The organism is Kitasatospora sp. NPDC038210, assembly GCF_055600605.1.
On sequence record NZ_JBVJYK010000013.1, the window covers coordinates 84,087 to 101,532 of the forward strand.

The 17,446-nt window shown below is 71.9% G+C and carries 14 protein-coding genes; 8 read left to right on the plus strand and 6 right to left on the minus strand.

From position 1 onward, the window contains the following. The first annotated feature begins 557 nt into the window (after window positions 1–557). Window positions 558–2,948, plus strand: coding sequence for a non-reducing end alpha-L-arabinofuranosidase family hydrolase (locus tag ACZ7KX_RS25530; RefSeq protein ID WP_470328660.1), 2,391 nt, complete (start codon window positions 558–560; stop codon window positions 2,946–2,948). A gap of 129 nt (window positions 2,949–3,077) precedes the next feature. On the opposite strand, the gene ACZ7KX_RS25535 is transcribed toward ACZ7KX_RS25530, so the two are convergent. Beyond that, entirely contained in the window at window positions 3,078–3,302 is a 225-nt protein-coding gene (locus ACZ7KX_RS25535) for a hypothetical protein (protein WP_470328473.1), read from the minus strand. A gap of 35 nt (window positions 3,303–3,337) precedes the next feature. On the opposite strand from ACZ7KX_RS25535, the gene ACZ7KX_RS25540 reads away from it, so the two are divergent. From ACZ7KX_RS25540 to ACZ7KX_RS25550, 3 genes are all read left to right on the plus strand, one after another. Further along, the gene (locus ACZ7KX_RS25540) at window positions 3,338–3,748 is read left to right on the plus strand and encodes a hypothetical protein (RefSeq protein WP_470328474.1); all 411 of its coding nucleotides are present in this window, start codon (window positions 3,338–3,340) and stop codon (window positions 3,746–3,748) included. A gap of 275 nt (window positions 3,749–4,023) precedes the next feature. Then, window positions 4,024–5,121, plus strand: coding sequence for a glycine-rich protein (locus ACZ7KX_RS25545; RefSeq protein WP_470328475.1), 1,098 nt, complete (start codon window positions 4,024–4,026; stop codon window positions 5,119–5,121). Between the two features lie 448 nt (window positions 5,122–5,569). Then, a complete protein-coding gene (locus tag ACZ7KX_RS25550; protein ID WP_470328476.1) occupies window positions 5,570–6,619 on the plus strand; it encodes an FUSC family protein in 1,050 nt (349 codons plus the stop codon). 84 nt (window positions 6,620–6,703) lie between these two features. On the opposite strand, the gene ACZ7KX_RS25555 is transcribed toward ACZ7KX_RS25550, so the two are convergent. Further along, a complete protein-coding gene (locus tag ACZ7KX_RS25555) occupies window positions 6,704–8,665 on the minus strand; it encodes a glycoside hydrolase family 9 protein (RefSeq protein ID WP_470328477.1) in 1,962 nt (653 codons plus the stop codon). A 244-nt stretch (window positions 8,666–8,909) separates the two neighbouring features. Here ACZ7KX_RS25555 and ACZ7KX_RS25560 point away from each other — a divergent pair, with 244 nt between their 5' ends. Both ACZ7KX_RS25560 and ACZ7KX_RS25565 read left to right on the plus strand, forming a co-directional pair. Next, window positions 8,910–9,584, plus strand: coding sequence for a winged helix-turn-helix domain-containing protein (locus tag ACZ7KX_RS25560; protein ID WP_470328478.1), 675 nt, complete (start codon window positions 8,910–8,912; stop codon window positions 9,582–9,584). Then, window positions 9,581–10,834, plus strand: coding sequence for a sensor histidine kinase (locus tag ACZ7KX_RS25565; RefSeq protein ID WP_470328479.1), 1,254 nt, complete (start codon window positions 9,581–9,583; stop codon window positions 10,832–10,834). Before ACZ7KX_RS25560 ends, ACZ7KX_RS25565 begins: the two co-directional genes overlap by 4 nt. A gap of 197 nt (window positions 10,835–11,031) precedes the next feature. Here the strand turns inward: ACZ7KX_RS25565 and ACZ7KX_RS25570 are convergent, their stop codons facing one another. Both ACZ7KX_RS25570 and ACZ7KX_RS25575 read right to left on the minus strand, forming a co-directional pair. Next, the gene (locus ACZ7KX_RS25570) at window positions 11,032–11,808 is read right to left on the minus strand and encodes a hypothetical protein (protein WP_470328480.1); all 777 of its coding nucleotides are present in this window, start codon (window positions 11,806–11,808) and stop codon (window positions 11,032–11,034) included. A gap of 434 nt (window positions 11,809–12,242) precedes the next feature. Further along, window positions 12,243–12,860 carry a TetR family transcriptional regulator gene (locus tag ACZ7KX_RS25575; RefSeq protein WP_470328481.1) on the minus strand — a complete coding sequence of 206 codons (618 nt, stop codon included), beginning with the start codon at window positions 12,858–12,860 and terminating at the stop codon, window positions 12,243–12,245. A 153-nt stretch (window positions 12,861–13,013) separates the two neighbouring features. Between ACZ7KX_RS25575 and ACZ7KX_RS25580 the strand changes: the two genes are divergently transcribed. Next, the gene (locus tag ACZ7KX_RS25580; RefSeq protein ID WP_470328482.1) at window positions 13,014–13,874 is read left to right on the plus strand and encodes an enoyl-CoA hydratase/isomerase family protein; all 861 of its coding nucleotides are present in this window, start codon (window positions 13,014–13,016) and stop codon (window positions 13,872–13,874) included. Window positions 13,875–14,239: 365 nt separating this feature from the next. Here ACZ7KX_RS25580 and ACZ7KX_RS25585 read toward each other — a convergent pair whose 3' ends face one another. Together ACZ7KX_RS25585 and ACZ7KX_RS25590 are read right to left on the minus strand one after the other, a co-directional pair. Next, window positions 14,240–14,737: a hypothetical protein gene (locus tag ACZ7KX_RS25585; RefSeq protein ID WP_470328483.1), complete on the minus strand. Its 498-nt coding sequence runs from the start codon at window positions 14,735–14,737 to the stop codon at window positions 14,240–14,242. 337 nt (window positions 14,738–15,074) lie between these two features. Then, window positions 15,075–15,581: a SigE family RNA polymerase sigma factor gene (locus ACZ7KX_RS25590; protein WP_470328484.1), complete on the minus strand. Its 507-nt coding sequence runs from the start codon at window positions 15,579–15,581 to the stop codon at window positions 15,075–15,077. A gap of 587 nt (window positions 15,582–16,168) precedes the next feature. Here ACZ7KX_RS25590 and ACZ7KX_RS25595 point away from each other — a divergent pair. Further along, on the plus strand, window positions 16,169–17,404 hold the full coding sequence (locus tag ACZ7KX_RS25595; RefSeq protein ID WP_470328485.1) for a PP2C family protein-serine/threonine phosphatase: 1,236 nt from the start codon (window positions 16,169–16,171) through the stop codon (window positions 17,402–17,404). The last annotated feature ends 42 nt before the right edge of the window (window positions 17,405–17,446 follow it).

The window sequence follows — 17,446 nt, forward strand, 5'->3', positions numbered from 1 at the left end:
CAACGTCATCTCCGGCGACCCCGACGTCTACGGCCGGGTGTACTTCGGAGGCTACGGCCGCGGCGTGGTCTACGGCGACCCGTCCTGACCGGCACGGCCCGTGGGCGGGCGGGGACCTGCGCCGCCCGCCCCCGGGCCGGCCCCGGGAGAACACCGGGAAGAAACCTGCGCCGGCCCGGCGACCTTTCCGTTCCCGGCGCCCACCGGGCAGTGCAAGGTCGAGTCGATCCACCGATTGGACGGGAATGAGGGCAACGACGCACGCCGCCCCGCCGGCGAACCGCAGGCGTGGGCTGGTCATGGGCATTCCGTTGGCGCTGGTGGCGGTCGGCGTACCGGTGCGCCCGGCCTTCGCGCTCCTTCCGGGTGCGCTCCTTCCGGGTGCGCTCCTTCCGGGTGGCGGCTCGACGAAAGATTCTCCGAGATCACGGCAACCTCTCCGCGCATGGCGGCAACTGACGGGTGACCAGGGCCGGTACCGAGGCCCATCACGCCAGAAGGACAAGCCTTTGCCAGATCAGAACCGCTCTCATCGCCGCCGTCCGGCAACCCGCCGCCTGATCGCCACCGCCGTGGTGCTCGCCGCCGTGGGTGTCGCCGTGCCGCTGGTGGCCCAGGCCGCACGCACACCGAATGCCGGCACGCCGACCGCACTCGGTGCGGCAGCGGCCGGCAGCGGCCGCTACTTCGGCACGGCGGTGGCGTCGGGCCGACTCGGCGACTCGACGTACTCCAGCCTTCTCGACCGGGAATTCACCATGGTCACGCCGGAGAACGAGATGAAGTGGGACACCGTCGAGCCCTCTCGCGGGTCGTTCGACTTCGCTCCCGCCGACTCGATCGTCAGCCACGCCTCCGCGCACGGCCAGCGCGTGCGCGGCCACACCCTGGTCTGGCACTCCCAGCTGCCCGACTGGGTCAAGTCCACCACCGACCCCAACACCCTGCGCAGCGTGATGGCCAACCACATCACCCAGGAGATGAGCCACTACAAGGGCAAGATCTACGCCTGGGACGTGGTCAACGAGGCGTTCGCCGACGGCGGCAGCGGCCGGCACCGCGACTCGGTGTTCCAGAACGTGCTGGGCGACGGCTTCATCGAGGAGGCCTTCCGCACCGCGCGCACCGCCGACCCCGCGGCCAAGCTCTGCTACAACGACTACAACATCGAGAACTGGTCCGACGCCAAAACCCAGGGCGTCTTCGACATGGTCAAGGACTTCAAGTCCCGCGGCGTACCCATCGACTGCGTCGGCTTCCAGAGCCACTTCGCCGCGAGCGGCCCGCCGACCAGCTTCCAGACCACCTTGTCCAGCTTCGCCGCGCTGGGCGTGGACGTCCAGATCACCGAACTCGACATCGCCCAGGCGTCCACCACGGCGTACACCAACGCCGTCCAGGACTGCCTCAACGTCCCTCGCTGCACGGGCATGACCGTGTGGGGCATCCGTGACAGGGACTCGTGGCGCACCGGTGAGAACCCGCTGCTGTTCGACGACAACGGCAACGGGAAGCCCGCCCACAACGCGGTGCTCACCACCCTGGGCAGCGCCGGCGGCGGCACCCCGGACGGCGGCATCACCCCCGGCGCCGTCTACACGCTCTCCGGCGTGGCCTCCGGTCGCGTCCTCGACGAGCCCGCGGGACAGAACGGCAACGGCACGCCACTCCAGGTCTGGGACGCCAGCGGCGCCACCAACCAGCAGTGGCGCGCCACAAAGAACACGGACAGCTCCTACACCCTGACCAACGTCGCCAGCGGCCGGGTCCTGGACGAACCCGGGGGCCGGACCGCCAACGGGACGCGGATGCAGGTCTGGGACTCCAACACCGGCGCCAACCAGCACTGGAAGGCCGCCAGGAACGGCGACGGCTCGTACACGCTGACCAACGTCGCCAGCGGCCGAGCCCTTGAGACCCCCGGCAACCAGACCGCCAACGGCACTCCCGTCCAGATCTGGGACTCCTGGGGCGCCACCAACCAGCACTGGAACGTCAGGTCGTCCGGTTCGTCGACTCCGGCACCGACGCCGCCGGCTGGCTCGTGTGCTCTTCCGTCGACGTACCACTGGTCGTCCACGGGTGCGCTGGCGCAGCCCGCGAACGGGTGGGGCGCGCTGAAGGACTTCACCGACGTGGTGTACCAGGGCAAGCACCTGGTCTACGCCTCGAACGTGAACGGCTCCTCGTACGGTTCGATGGCGTTCGCTCCCTTCACCAACTGGTCGGACATGGCCTCGGCCCCCCAGACCGGGATGAACCAGAACGCGGTGGCACCCACCCTGTTCTACTTCGCGCCGAAGAACATCTGGGTGCTCGCCTACCAGTGGGGCCAGTGGCCGTTCATCTACCGCACCTCCAGTGACCCGACCAACCCCAACGGCTGGTCCGCACCGCAGCCGCTGTTCACCGGCGGCCTCCCGGGCGGTGTCGCCCCGATCGACCAGACCCTGATCGGCGACGACCAGAACATGTACCTGTTCTTCGCCGGCGACAACGGCAGCATCTACCGGGCGAGCATGCCGATCGGGAACTTCCCGGGCAACTTCGGCTCCTCGTACACCACGGTCATGACCGACACCGTGAAGAACCTCTTCGAGGCACCCCAGGTCTACAAGGTCAAGGGCCAGAACCAGTACCTGATGATCGTCGAGGCCCGCGGCGCCACCGAGCAGCGCTACTTCCGCTCCTTCACCGCCACCAGCCTGAACGGCACCTGGACCCCGCAGGCCGCCGGCGAGAACAGCCCCTTCGCCGGCAGGGCCAACAGCGGCGCCACCTGGACCGACGACATCAGCCACGGCGACCTCGTCCGCGACAACCCCGACCAGACCATGACCATCGACCCCTGCAACCTCCAGCTCCTCTACCAGGGCAAGTCCCCCACCGCCACCGGCCCCTACGACCAGCTCCCCTGGCGCCCCGGCATCCTCACCCTGCAACACTGACGGACCCGAGGCCGCACTCGCCCCGCCGGGGCGGACACGGCCTCCGGGGCGCCCGCTCGAAGGAGCGGGCGCCCCGGATCCGGACTCCGGCTCACCGGATCACCCCGGACGCAGCTCACGGCCCGCCGGTCAGACGGCGGCCGGCTGCTTCCCGGCGACGGCGGAGACCGCAGCCGTCCGGTCGACGGGCTTCCGCATCCCCTTGAGCAGCACCACCACCGCCGCCGTGGTGACCGCCGTGCCCGCCGCGACCACGTACAGGAACGGGCTGCCGATCAGCGGGTGCACCCGGATTCCGCCGTGCGGGGCACGAAGGGTGGAGCCGAAGGCCATCGACAAGCCACCGGCGGTCATGCTGCCGGCGATACCCGCAGGGGCTGCGCCTGACCATGACCTCGGGCGTGGCCAACTTCGGGATCGCCGCGACCACCACCGTCGCACCCGACCTGACCGAGGACGCCGGCGGCACGGCCATCTGCGGGCTGTTCGGCACGACGGTGAAGTCCGACAGCCGCACCTACGTCTCCTCGATCGGCTTCTACGTGCGCGGCGGGAACGTGCCGCAGACCGTCCTGGACCACCTGAACGACAACCGCCGCCACTACAGCCAGGCCGTGTGGGCCAACGCCGACGAGCTGACGCTCAGCCGCATCCTCGCCAACTCCGGGGCCCGCGCCGGGGGTCCGTTCCGGGCGACGGACGACGGACGACGGACAACGGACGACGGGCGACGGGCGACACCAACGGCCTCCGGCAGCCACCCCCCAGGCCGCGCCGCAGGCGGGGGACCGTCGGTGTGAACCGGCAGTGTGTCAGTTCGGGATGGGCCGCTGCTGCTGGTCGCTTGATCGACAGTGGCGGAAGGCGATCCCTCGCCGGGACCTTCTTCCGTCTTCTGGAGTTGAGCGTGACGTTCTCACTGTCGGGGGCCGTCGGCCGGCCCGCTGCGGGGCATCGTGCGGGTTCGGCCGGGCGAAGGGGCCGGGCGTCGGCTGCGGCGGCCGCCGTGTTCTGCGCCACGGCCGTAGCGCCGGTGGCACTGTCGGTGCCCGCCCATGCGCAGGGCACCTGTACTGTGTCCGGCCCCACCACCACCTGTACGTTCGCCTTCACCGGCGCCGAGCAGACGTTCACCGTCCCGGCCGGTGTCAGCCAGGTGAACGTCACGGCGATCGGCGCGGCCGGCGGCCTGGAAGGTCTCAACAACACGCCCGGGGGCCGGGGCGCCCAGGTTTCGGGCACGCTCACCGGACTGTCCGGCGGACAGACCCTCTATGTCGAAGTCGGCGGCAACGCCACCAACAACGGCTCCTGTTACCCGTCGTCCCAGTGCACCGGCGGGTTCAACGGCGGTGGCAGCACCCACTTCGGCGGCGGCGGAGGCGGAGCCTCCGACATCCGCACCCAACCCGACACCACCCCCCTCACCACCACCGACTCCCGCCTCATCGTGGCCGCGGGCGGCGGTGGAGCCGGTCTGGTGCAGAGCCTCGGGTGCCCGGCAGGCCCGGGCAGCGACGCCGGCCAGGCGGGCACGGACGGGGGTTGCAGCGGCGGAACCGGAGGCGGGGCAGGCACGGCCACTCAGGGCGGGGCCGGCGGGCAGCAGTTCGGCGGCCCCGGAACGCTCGGCACCGGCGGCACCGGCGGCGGTCCAGGCCCCAGCCTGACGGGGGGCGCAGGCGGCGCCGGCTACTACGGCGGAGGCGGCGGCGGCAACATCTCGGTCACCCCGACCGGGAACGCGGGCGGTGGCGGCGGCGGCTCGTCCCTGGTCCCCGCCGGCGGCACCGGCCCCACGGTGACCAGCGCGGCCGCGGGCATCACCATCAGCTACCTCACCCCGGGCAAACCGGTGAACACGCACCTGATCCCGATTCCCCAGCAGGTCCGGCTCGGCCGGCCGGTGGTGCTCGACGACCTGGTCTGCCCCGCCGACACGGGCGCCACGACCCCGCCCACCGGCACCGTGACGTTCACCGACACCACGACCGGCACCGACCTCGGCACCGCACGCCTGGTCCTCAACCTCCGGAACTGCGCCGCCGCGGGGCGCGTCGTCTTCCTCAAGTCCACCGGCCCGCACGTCATCACGGCCGTCTACAGCGGCGACACCGTCTACCAGGGCAACAGCGGCAACCCCGAAACCACCACCGTCACGGTGAGCCCCTGACCGGGACACCCGGCCGCACCGACAGGCGCACGACGGGCCCCTGCCGAGCCCTTGCCCGGCGGGGCCGGTCGGCTGCTCGACCACCGGCTCCAGCGAGGCGGCGATGCTGTGCGGCCCCGCCCTGAAGTGGCGCCGGCGGGACCGGCGGAAGGCGGCGGGCCAGTCCAGGGAGGAGCGGCCCGACGTGGTCTGCGGCCCGGTCCAGGGCGCGTTCATCGCGCCGTTCCTCCACGCGACCTGGTCCCCGACGACATGCTCCGGGCGATCGAGCGGCCGGAGCAGGGCCGTCGGCACGAGGACGAGCGCGTCGGTTTCCGCCACTGAGAAGGAACACCGAACGACTTGGGCGAGAGAGGAAGTCATGGCCGGCACCACCGGACGAGAAACACGACGCCCTCACCGAGGGAGAGCCTCGACCTGGCTGTCGCACGTCTTCGAACTCCGGCCCGTGGGCCTGAACTGGCCGCGAGCCGTCATGTTCCTCGACGTCGCGCTGGTGCCACTGATCGTCTTCTGGGCGATCGGGCACGAGGAGTACCTGCTCAGCGCGGTGTTCGGGTTGTTGTTCGCAGCGCTGGAGGACCCGGGAGGCAGCTTCGGTACCCGTGCGTGGCACATCGCCCTCTTCTCGCTGGTCGGCGCCGGACTGACGGCGCTGGCATTCGCCCTCGGCGGTCAGGCTTGGGGCTGGCTGGCGCTGGCGGCCTTCGCGGTCACTCTGCTGGCGGGCCTGACGGCCGCCTTCGGGGTGCGGAGGTTCGTGAACGCCATGCTCCTCAACATCTGGTTCATCGTCGCCACGTCCCTCGCGGTCGGCTTGCACCACGCCTCCCGCGTCACCAGCTACCCGTGGGCCCAGGCGGCCTCGTGGGCAGGCGGGTCGCTGCTGTGGATCCTGGTGACCTTCGCCGGGTGGCTGATCCACGGGCGCCGGGACCGGCCGCAGCCGGTCGCGGAACTCCCCGGTGACACCTCGCGGCGGAAGCTGACCCCGCCGATGACCGTGTTCGCGGTGATCCGCGCCCTGGTCATCGGCGGCACCGTCGCACTCGCGTTCGGACTGGACCTGACGCACGGCTCCTGGATGCCGATCGCAGCCATGGTCGCCATGAAACCGAGTCTGGAACAGAGCACCCTCGTCGCCGCGCAGCGGCTCCTGGGCGCCGTGATCGGCGCCGTCGCGGCGACGTTGCTCCTGCTGATCCCCACCAGCGAGCACGGCCTCAGGCTGTTCGCGGTCGACCGCGGGCTCGAAGTGGTCGCGCTCGTCCTGTTCATGCACGGGGCGGCGGTCCGCTTCTGGAACTACGCGTTCTACTGTGCGGCCATTGCCGCGAGCGTCCTTGTCCTGGTGGACCTTCAGCAGCCGTCCGACTACGCGACCGAGGGCTACCGGGTGCTGTGGACGGCGTGCGGCGCCGGGACCGGCGTGCTCGTCATGCTGCTCGCCGGCCTGCTCGGCAAACGCACCGCGAAGGCAACACCGCGCCCGGCCTGACCCGACGGCGGGCCCGAGGGCGCCGCCGCCCGCCCCTGCGAGGCTGCCGGCGGCGCCACCCCGGCCAGGGCCGCCCCTGCACGATCAGTTGGACTTGACGCGGTCGGCCCGGGGTGCGGTGGCGAGGGTGAAGGCGAGCAGGGCGGTGGCGGTGAAGTCGTCGGCGGATTCGACGGTCTGCCAGGCGCCGACGTGGTCCATGAAGCCGCTGCCGCGGCCGTCGAAGGCGGCGAAGGGGTTGCTCTGGTTCGTCGGGCAGGCCCGCATGGTGGGGAAGGAGTTGAGGTCCTTGAGCTTGTCGGCCGCGTTGGGGCCGTTGACGACGCCGCCGAGGAGGATGTCGCCGTCTCCGGTGAGGTCGCCGGCGAGGTTGGCGGCCTGGTGTTCGGGGCAGTGCGGGAAGGTGGTTCCGGCACCGATGACGAAGGAGGAACCCCACGCGTTGGCACCCAGGGCCCAGTTGCGCTGCTGGGTGGCGAACGCGGCGTAGCGGGCGTCGCCGGTGACCTGGTGGTAGAGCTGGGCGGTGGCGGCGAGGCCGAAGGTGTGGGGCACGGAGTCGAAGTCGGTGTAGACGGCGCCGGCCCGGAAGGGGTCGCGGGCGGCGCGGGAGCTTCCGTCGTCGAGCTGGCGCCTGAGGTCGGCGGCGAGCTGCTCGCGTGTCACTTCGGTGCGGCCGGTTCCGTCGTCGAGCAGGCGGGCGAGATCGGCGTGGGCGAGGGCGCTGACGTCGCCGAGCCCGAGGGTACCGAGGCTGTCGGAGGTGACGTACTGCTTGGCCCAGTGTCCGGCCTGCCTGGTCCACTCGGCCGCGCGCTTGTCGTCCAGGGCCTTCGCGGCGAGGGCGAGTTCGGCGGCGCCGAACTCCATGTCGTCCTGCCAGGACGCCTCGGGGTAGAAGCCGTGGGGGAAGGCGGTGACCAGCCGGTCGCCCGGGTCGGTGTTCGCGAGGGCGTAGATGTGTGCGGCCTTCTCAAGTTCCTCGTGTGCCCGCTCGGGGTCCTCGGCGGCGTCGAGCTGGGCGGCCAGCGCGAAGGTGGCGGCGACGCGTCCGGCGAGGTTCGGGCTGATCGGCTTGCCGGGGGCCGCAGCGCGGAAGACCGGCCGGTGCTTGATCAGGTAGTCGGGGTCGCCGGGCTTGACGTCGAGGGCGTCGTCGGCCTCCGGCAGGCGCCACACGTCGTGGTCGGAGCGGATCTTGCCGCTGCCGTCGTCGCTGTCGCCCTTGCCGAGCCCGACCTGGACGTAGAGGGTGCGCGACGTGTCGTCCCACATCTTGTCGAGCCAGTCCAGGCCGTGGCGCGCCTCGGCGGCCAGCTCCTTCCCGCCGACGGATGCGGTGCGGTGCGCGAGCAGGAGACTCGCGGTGGAGTACGAGGCAGTGTGGGTGAACTTGAGGAAGTCGCCGGCATCGTTCCAGCCGCCCGAGACGTCGACCGGGCCGGCGACACGCTTGAGGGGCGCGGTCAGCACCGTCTCGTCCTCCGCGTAGGCGGGGGTGTCATAGACCGCGGCCTGGCGGTCCGCCAGGTGGGACGGCTTGCGCCGCAGTTCCGTGGGGATGACGTCGGCACCGTCGCGCTGGGCCTGGAAGAAACGGACGTTGTCCTGGATGAGCTTGCCGAAGAGGTCGGCCGCCACGGCGATGCGGAACGTCGGGGAGACCGCCTTGACGGGCCCGGACACCTCGACCCGGTAGTCACCGGGCTCGGTCAGAGCGGACAGGTCCAGGGTGTGGACCGCCTTGTACGTGCTGTTCCAGCCGCCGGTGGACGCTCCGACCTTGCCCTTGAGGATCTCCTTCCCGGAGGCGTCGAGGACCCGGAAGGTCGCCTTGGGCGCGGAGACCGAGGTCATGAGGTAGGCCTGCTTGGCCTCACCGGGCGTGTAGCCGACCTGGTCGACGCGCACCACCGCCCGCGGACCGCTTGCCGCGAGAGTGTCCGCGCCCTGCGCGGACTGGACACAGTAGACGGCGACCACGGTGGCTGCCAGGCCGGCAGCGGTCATGCCGATGAAGCGCTTACGCATACGAATCTTTGCCATGCCCACAGACTGCCGGTCGGTGCATGAGGCGATCATGAGGAAGCCGCGGCACCCGACGTTGCCTGCGGATCCCCGTCCACCGCGGCCCGTCCCAGCGCCGGCGGATGCAGCTCAGCAGCCCCCGGGAGCGGACGCCGGTCAGCGGGCTCCCGCTGTTCGAGTGACGCCCGACGGGCGGGTACATCCCCTCGATCGCGGCCACCCCGGCGTTCGTGTGGTTTTCGACCCAGTAGGCTCGCCCGCCATGCGAGTACTTGTCCTTGAGGACGACCCCGAGCTCGGCCCCGTGATCACCCGGAGTCTGCGTGAGGCAGGCTTCGCCGTCGACTTCGCCACCGATCTCGCCGACGCCGACTTCAAACTCGCCGTCAACACCTACGACTGCCTGGTCGCCGACCGCAGCCTGCCCGACGGGGACGCCCTCACCCTCCTGGCCGCCCAGCGCAAGGCCGGTTCCACCCTGCCGGTCCTGCTGCTCACCGCCCTCGACGCGGTCAGCGACCGCGTGGCCGGATTCGAGCACGGCGCCGACGACTACCTCGTCAAGCCCTTCGCCTTCGCCGAACTCGACGCCCGCGTCCGCACCCTGTGCCGCCGCGCCCAGCCCGCACGACTGCCGGAACTGCGCGTCGGCAACCTGGAACTCGACCTGCCCCGCCGCAGGGTCCGACGCGACGGCGTCCTGCTCACCCTCACCGCCAAGGAGTTCGCGGTCCTGGAGGTCCTGATGCTGCGCGCCGGCGAGGTGGTCACCCGCACCGACCTCATCGAACGCTGCTGGGACGAGCAGACCGAACCACTCTCCAACGTCGTCGACGTCCTCATCGGCCAGCTGCGCCGCAAACTGGGCCCACCCGATCCCATCTCGACCGTACGCGGCGTCGGCTACCGGCTCGCCGACCCCGCCACGGACCTGTGACGCCGTCCAGTCCCGCCGTCGCGCGCCTGCACCGCGTCCGGTGGGCGACGACCCTGCTCTTCGCCGCGACGACCGCTCTGTGTCTGCTGGTCCTCTCCGTCCTGGCCGTACGCACCGATGACCGGTCCCGCACGAACGACCTCGACAACGGCGTCGGCCGGCGGGCCGACGGCCTCGCCCGCACCCTCTACTACGACGCCGGTGTCCTGCACCTCGACGCCCTGGCGGAGGACGACCTGGCGCTGAGCGCGGAACGGCTCGCCGTCATCCAGGCACCCGCGCCCGAACGGCCCCAGGTCCGACACGCGCCCACCGAGCGGGCCGCTCTTCCCGACCAGGCCGGGCTGGACGAGATCTGGAAGCAGGTCGAGCACGACCAGGAGACCGTCTTCGTCTCCGTGGAGGCCGGCGGCCGGGAGGTCCAGTGGGCCGCCGCCCCCGTCTGGGACGGCGACCGGATCGGCGCCGCCGTGCTGGTCGGAGCCGACCCCGCCGAAAGCCAGGCCGCGCACGACCGCCTGGTACGCCGGCTCGCCCTGGGCTGCACGGCCCTGGTGCTGGCCGCCGCGGCCATCGGGCACCTCCTGTCCGGGCGGGCCATGCGACCCGCGCTGCGCGGACTCGACCGGCAGGAACAGTTCCTCGCCGAGGCCGCGCACGAACTGCGCACCCCGCTGGCCACCCTGCGCCTGGTGATCGAAAGCGGCGCCGTCTCACCCGCCCGGGCACCCGCCGCCCTCGACGAGGCGGTCCGCCTCGTCGACCGCCTGGGCCGGCTGGTCACCGGGCTGCTGGCCCGGGCCCGCGTCGAGGCCGGCACCCAGGAGATCGAGCTCACCCTGCTGCGACTCGACCAGCTGGTCGAGCAGACCGTCGAGGAACTGCCGGACAGCACCCGCGTCACCGTCACCACCGAGGCCGCCATCGTCAACGGCGACCCCGAACTGCTCGCCCAGGCCGTCCGCAACCTCGTGGAGAACGCGCTGCGGCACGGCGGCGGCACCCCGGTCGAGGTGAGCGTCACCGCCGGCCGCATCGCCGTCCGGGACCACGGACCCGGCGTGCCGGCCAAGGACCGGGAACGGGTCTTCGAACGCCGCGTCACCGGAACCACGAGCACCGGCACCGGCACCGGCCTCGCCATCGTCCGCTGGGTCGCCGAACTCCACGGAGGCACCGCACAACTCTCCGCTGCCCCCGGCGTCGGCCTGCTCGCGGAACTCCTCCTGCCCCCGCACACCACCGGCTGACACGGCCCGGCGAACCGCGAACAGCAGGGGCCCGCGGCCCGCGGCCCGCGGTGACGCCGACCGGTCCGGCCTGGCCGATGGCCGGCCGGTCGTGCTCGGTCGGCCCCGGTCAATCGGCGGTGTCGTAGCGCAGGCCTGCGGGAACGGGCGGTGAGGAGTCGCCGGCCATGTGTCACCGACGTCCAGCAGTTCTGTACCTAGCGCAGCGCGTTCGCGAGGGACTGGGTGAGCGCGCAGGTGAAGCCGATGCCCCACTCGTCGGTGTCGTCGCAGCGCAACTCCCGGTCGCCGAAGGCCTCCACCAGGCGATCGAGCGGGATCACCGTGAAGTCGTCGGAATCCGGGCGGGCCACGTGGTGCACCTCGATCGTGCCGTCGGCCACGAACCGGGCCAGCGGTGCGGTCTCCGCCTCCACGAAGGCCCGTCGCCCGTCCGCCGTCAGCTCCGCCGGAAGGTCGGCGAAGATCCCGAAGGGGCCGGTCAGCCAGCCGCTCGCCTCCATTCCGCAGACCAGGACGGCTTCCTCCTCCTCGGTGAGCTCCGCCGGCATCCGCCCGTCCTCGCCGCCGCGCGGGTACGCCTCCGCCTCCCACCGGGCGTGGCCCTCACCGGACGCCCGGAGGGTCAGGACCGTGTCGCCGACCGGTCCGTGGAGCCACGTCACCGGATCGGCCAACAGCCGTTCCGACTCCGGCCCGGACAGCACCGGATCGTCCGCCGCCTGCACCATCGGGCTGCTGCGACGCACCGTCAGCCACCCCGCACCGACCAACCGCAGCGTCGCCGCGGCCAGCTCGGGCACCCGTGCCCGCTGCTCCTCGATCGTCGGCCCGCGCAGCGCCGGGACGTGCGGCGAGCCCGACCAGCGCAGCACCGCCGCGACGTGCTGCGGAACTCCCGCCGTCCGGTACCCCGAGACGGCCCGGCGCATCAGCACCTGCTCGGTGACGGTCAGATCGGCCCAGTTCTCCATGGCTGGTGATCCTCGCACGCGCCCTCCGTCGAGCCGCCGCCCCGGGTGCCCACTCCCCCCACGGGCCCTGCCGGACGGCCTGACGGGGTGGATCCGCTCGCCACGCGGATCGCGTGCGGTTGCTCGGTGCTGCGGAACGGCCACGTGCGGCAGTCCGGATCGAGCGCGGCCGCCTCGTGCGCGTGCCGGCTGACCGGCACGGCCTTGGCGGCGAGGTGCGAGCGCGGTGCGCAGCCGGTCCGGGGGGCCGGGGACCGCCGAACCGTGGCGGCCCGCCGGGCGACGGGCCGTCACGAACGCAATCGGGCGACGGGGCGGAGATGCGGCCCCGGAGCGCGGTCGGTGCCCGGGAACCCCCACGTGGGCATCTGGTCAACTCTTAGGCGTCGATGCCCGTTTCGGGGCACCGCCGAGGAAGCCGCCGCTTCGGCCCTTTACGACGGAGCGTCCGTCTGCCGGCATGCCGGGGTCGAGAAGGCGGCGAACGCAGCGTCCAGCAGCTTGCCGAGGTCCTCCTGGCCGTCGCTCGCAGCCCATTGCCCGAGGACGATCCACAGGATTTCGAGCGCCGCCGCTACGCGAACGGTGGCGATGACCGATGACCCGTCGGTCGAGGAGGTCGTCTCCTGCAGTCGGGCGGCGATCTCCGGTCGCCATTCGGCCTGCTTCTCGTGGAGGCGTGCGCACAGGGCCGGGGTCTGCTCAATGAGGCCGAGGATCGTCACGAGTTCCTGAACGTCGCCCACGAGGAACCTCACGGCTGACTCCAGGGCGTTGCGCAGCCTGCTCCAGTCGTCCTGGTTGGCCCGCTCGGCATCGAGCGCGTCAGTGATGACGCCACCGACGGGGTCGAAGACGAACAGGACCACGTCTTCCTTGGTGCCGAAGTAGCGCAGGAAGGTGCTCCGCGACACTCCGGCGGCTTCGGAGAGGTCGGCGAAGGTGACCTGGTCGAAGCCCGTGAGGCAGAACCGGTTGAACGCGACGCGGGCCAGCTCTGCTCGCACCGCGTGGCGGCTGATCTCGCGGGTACCGACTGGCGCTGCGCTCATGGGGGCGAGTGTACTCCGACACACTTGTTTGCTTATTCGGATACAGGTTCCTAATCTGATACTCAGTGTCAGTCGTGATGCTGAGATTCGTGACACTGCCCCAGCCGGCGGCCCGGTCACGGACCGTCCCTCACCGCGATATGGAGCCACCTCATGAGCTACGACGACCTTCCCGCCCTGACGATCGACGTCTCGGACGGGGTCGCGACAGTGACGATCGATCACCCGCCGCTCAATCTGATGGACGCGGTCCTCCTGCCGTCACTCCGGGCATTCGTCGCACGTGTGCGGGACGACGACGACGTCCGCGTCATCGTCTTCGAGAGCGCTGACCCGGAGTTCTTCGTTGCGCACGGTGACATGGCGTACCTCACCGACCCTGACGCGCTGCCTGCAGCCACTCGCGCTGCGATCGCGGCCGCGCCGGGCATGACCGTCCCGGAAGGCCTGAACATCCTCCAGGCGATGAGCGAGGAGGTCCGCTCGCTGCCGCAGGTCACCATCGGCAAGCTGGCGGGCTTCGCGCGCGGCGCGGGCAACGAGTTCTTCATGTACCTGGACATGCGATTCGCGGCAATCGGCAAGTCCGGGCAGGGGCAGCCGGAGTCCTTGATGGGGATCCTCCCCGGAGGCGGCGGCACGGTGAACATGACGCGCCTGGCAGGAAGGGCCCGCGCGCTGGAGCTCATCCTCGGCGCCGAACTCGTGGGTGCGGAGCTCGCGGAACGGTACGGCCTGATCAACCGCGCCCTGCCCGCCGCAGAACTCGATTCCTTCGTCGACACCCTCGCCCGACGGATCGCCGGCCTCCGGCCGGAGGTGATCGCCGTCACGAAGGCCGCGGTCGACGCGGTCGCGCCGCCGATTCCGCATGCGGCGTACGCCGTTGAGAACGAGGGCCTGTTCGCGGCGTTCGGCGATGAGGTCACCGAGCTCGCCCACAAGCTCCTCGCCGCCGGCATCCAGACCCGCGAGGGCGAACGGGACCACGAGCGCATCGCCAACAGCATCTGAGTGCCCAAGCCCTCGTCATCCGTGCCCGGAGGTTCTGTGCAGCTTGGGTCAGAAGAGGTGATCGGGCGCCGTCGCACGGCGGCGGCCCGGAAGCGCCGGGCCCGGGGCCGGGGCCCCGCGGCCGGAACCTGCGCGTCCAGGAGCACGGCGGTCTGCTGGTCGGTCAGCTTCCCCTCGGAGCGGGCCTTGTCCTGCTTGCACGGCCAGGCGCCGGGCCGGAACACCGGGTCGGCGTCGCCACCGGTGCGGTTCGCCGGGCCGTCGAAGGTGCCGCCGACAGCGAGGGAGGCGAGCAGCAGCCGACGAGGCGGCGAGGGCGACGGCGGGAGAGCAACAACCGCCGCGTCCCCGTCGCTCGCTGAGGCTCAGCGGCCCCAGTGCGGGCTGAGCGCGATGGCCCGCAGCTGATCCACGGTCAGTGGGGGGTCGGCCCGAGTGGGACTGGCGGTCGTCGCGTTCTCCGGGATGTGGTCGGTGTTGAACTCGTTCACCTTGACCTGCCGGCCGTCCGCGTACAGAACGAGCACGGACCAGAGCAGGTAGCCGCTCGTCAGTCTGGTCTTCTCGGCCCGGACACTGGTGCCGTCCGCGAGGATTTCGCAGGACAGCCACGGACCCGCATCGCACGTCGGAGTGCGCGGGGCGTTGTCGGCGAGCCACACGCCGACGGAGGCCCGGCCGAGCCCGTCGTCGTAGAGGACGGTACCCATGGCCGTCCCGGCCTGGCCGTACGTGACGCGTCCGTCCTCGAAGGCCCCGGTGGCGGAGACCCGGGTGACCTCACCCGGGGGCAGGAAGGCCGCCAGCTGCGCCGAGAGCTGGCCCGAGCGGGGGCCGCCGGCGGGCGGGGCGGCGGACGGCACCCGCGGCGGGGCGGGCGCGGCTGTCGTCGTGGGGACGGCCGTCGGAGTCGGCGTCGGGGTACCGGCCGGCGGGGGGCGGACACGGTTGCCGGCGAGAGCTGCACGGCTCCCAGAACGGCTGCCCCGGCGACGGCAGCGGCCCCGACGGCGATCTGGGCCCGGCGGACGAGGCGGAGCCGGCGGCCTCGCGCGGCGGCGCGGAGAACGAGGTCGGCACGGTGCGGGCCGAACGCGCGGGAGCTGTGCTGCATCGCCTCGTGCAGGCGTCGGCCGGACTGCTGATCGGGGCTCATGGTGCTCTCCTTCCAGGGGGCGGGGGTACCGAGTTCACGTCCGGTCACAGGTGTGCCACGTCGGCGAACAGCTCGTCGCCGAGTACGGCCCGCAGTCTCCGCAGCGACCGCAGGCTGCGCGCGCGTACGACCCCCGCGCTCACCCGCATCATCCGCGCGGTCTCCTCGACGGACCGGTCCTCCCAGTACCGCAGCACCAGCACCGCCCAGTCTCCAGGGGCGAGCCGTGCGAGCCCGTCCAGCAGGGCCAGTCGCAGCTCCGGGTCACCACCCCCGGCCTGTGCACTCTCCGGAAGCCGGCCGACCGGACGCTCCTGGGCGCTGCGCCGGCGGCGGTACGAGGTGAACGTGCGCACCAGCACGGTGTGGGCGTAGGCGACCGGTGCCTGCGAACGGTCGATCCGCCGCCATGACCGGTACATCTTCGCGAGCGTCTCCTGCACGAGGTCCTCGGCCAGGTGCCGGTCGCCGGTGAGCAGGCATGCCGTGCGGAAGAGCTGGTCGCTGCGGGCATGGGCGAACTCCAGGAAGTCCGCAGGTGTGTCCCCCACCGAAAGGTCTCCTCTCAACTGATGTCACCCCCAAGCACGCTCCAGGACCGCTGGTACGTTACGCCGAACAGCAGCGGAGTTGACGCCGCAGACAACGACCTCACCCGCTGGGCCGCCCGGGGGCGCAGCACGGCTGCCATCGATCGGGCACACCTGATCACGACCGGCTGCGCGCCGGACGGCGACCAGCGGGGCCGGACAACGGCAAGCGGGCAACGCCGCACGACAGCCGGACCACGACGACAGACCGACGACAGACGGGCAACGGCGCAGCGAAGCGCGAGCAGCAGGTCGGCGGCACCATCACCGGCACGGCCTGCTCATTGACGGCTACCCGCCCGTAGCCGCCCCCGTGCAGGAGTTCCATGCAGTCCGCGCGCCCGAGCGTCGCGGGCAGGCGTGGACCGGTGCCGTTCATGCGTCCGGTGCTCCGCCGCCCCACGGCCCGGCGGATGAGCCGGGCCCCCGCAACGGGGCCGAACGGCCCCCGAACGGCCCAGCCGGCACGAGCGGGCCGTCCCGGGTGCCCGTGCCTATCGTTGGTAGCACTCCTTGATCGGAGAGCGGCGAGGGACGGCAGGTGAAGTGTGGACGGACCCGTCATCGACTACCAGGCCGTGTTCCAGGCCCTGCCGGGCGCCGTCGCCCTGCTGACCACCGACCTGGTCTACGCGGGCGCCAACGCGGCGTACCTGGCCTTGTCCGGGCGCACGCGCGATCAACTGGTCGGCCGCTACCTGTTCGATGTCTTCCCCGACAATCCCAACGATCCGGCGGCCACCGGGGTACGCAACCTGCACGCCTCGCTTCGGCGCGTCGCCGCCACCGGCGAGCGCGACACCATGGCCATGCAGCGCTACGACGTCGAGGACGCCGAGCGCCCCGGCGTGTGGCAGGAACGCTACTGGAGCCCGGTCAACACCGCCGTCCTCGCCCCGGACGGAACCGTGGCACTGCTGCTGCACCGCGTCGAGGAGGTCACCGAACTCATCAAGGCCCGCGGCAACCGCGGCGGCGACCGCACTCGGGTCCTGGAAGCCGAGCTCTACACCCGCGCCCGCGAACTCCAGGACGTCAACGAACGCCTGCGCCAGGCCCACGCCCGCGAACGCGAGGTCGCCCTCCACCTGCAGGAGGCCATGCTCCCCGCGCCCCAGCCACTCGGGCACCACCGCGCCGCCGTACGCTACCGGCCCGCGACCGGAGCCCTCAACGTCTGCGGCGACTGGTACGACCTCGCAGACCTGCCCGGCACCGCCCGCACCGCGGTCGCCGTCGCGGTCGGCGACGTCGTCGGCCACGGTCTCGTCGCCGCCGGCGTCATGGGACAGCTGCGCAGCGCCCTGTCCGCCGCCTCCCGGGTCGCCTCGGGCCCCGCCCAGGCCCTGGAAGTCCTCGGCCTGTACGCCCGCTCCGTGGACGGGGCGGAGAACACCACCGCCGTATCGGTCTTCGTGGACTGGACCGACCACGCGCTCACCTACAGCAGTGCCGGCCACCCGCCGCCCGCCCTGTGCCGGCCCGACGGCACCGTCACCTTCCTCGACCAGGCCACCGACCCCCCGCTCGGTGCCCGCCCCGAACACGTCGCCCGCCCCCAGACCCGTACCGCCTTCACCGAGGGCTCCGTCCTCGTTCTGTACACCGACGGCCTCATCGAACGCCGCCGCGAGGACATCGACACCGGCCTGACCCGGCTCGCCCGCTCCCTCACCCGCCACCGCCACGCCGACCCCGAAACCCTCGCCGACGCCCTCCTGACCGACCTCGTCCCACCCGCCGGGCTCACCGACGACACCGCCCTCATCGTCCTGCGCCTCTGAACCGCACCGGAGCGTCAGAGAGGAGGAAGAGCAGGAGAGTCG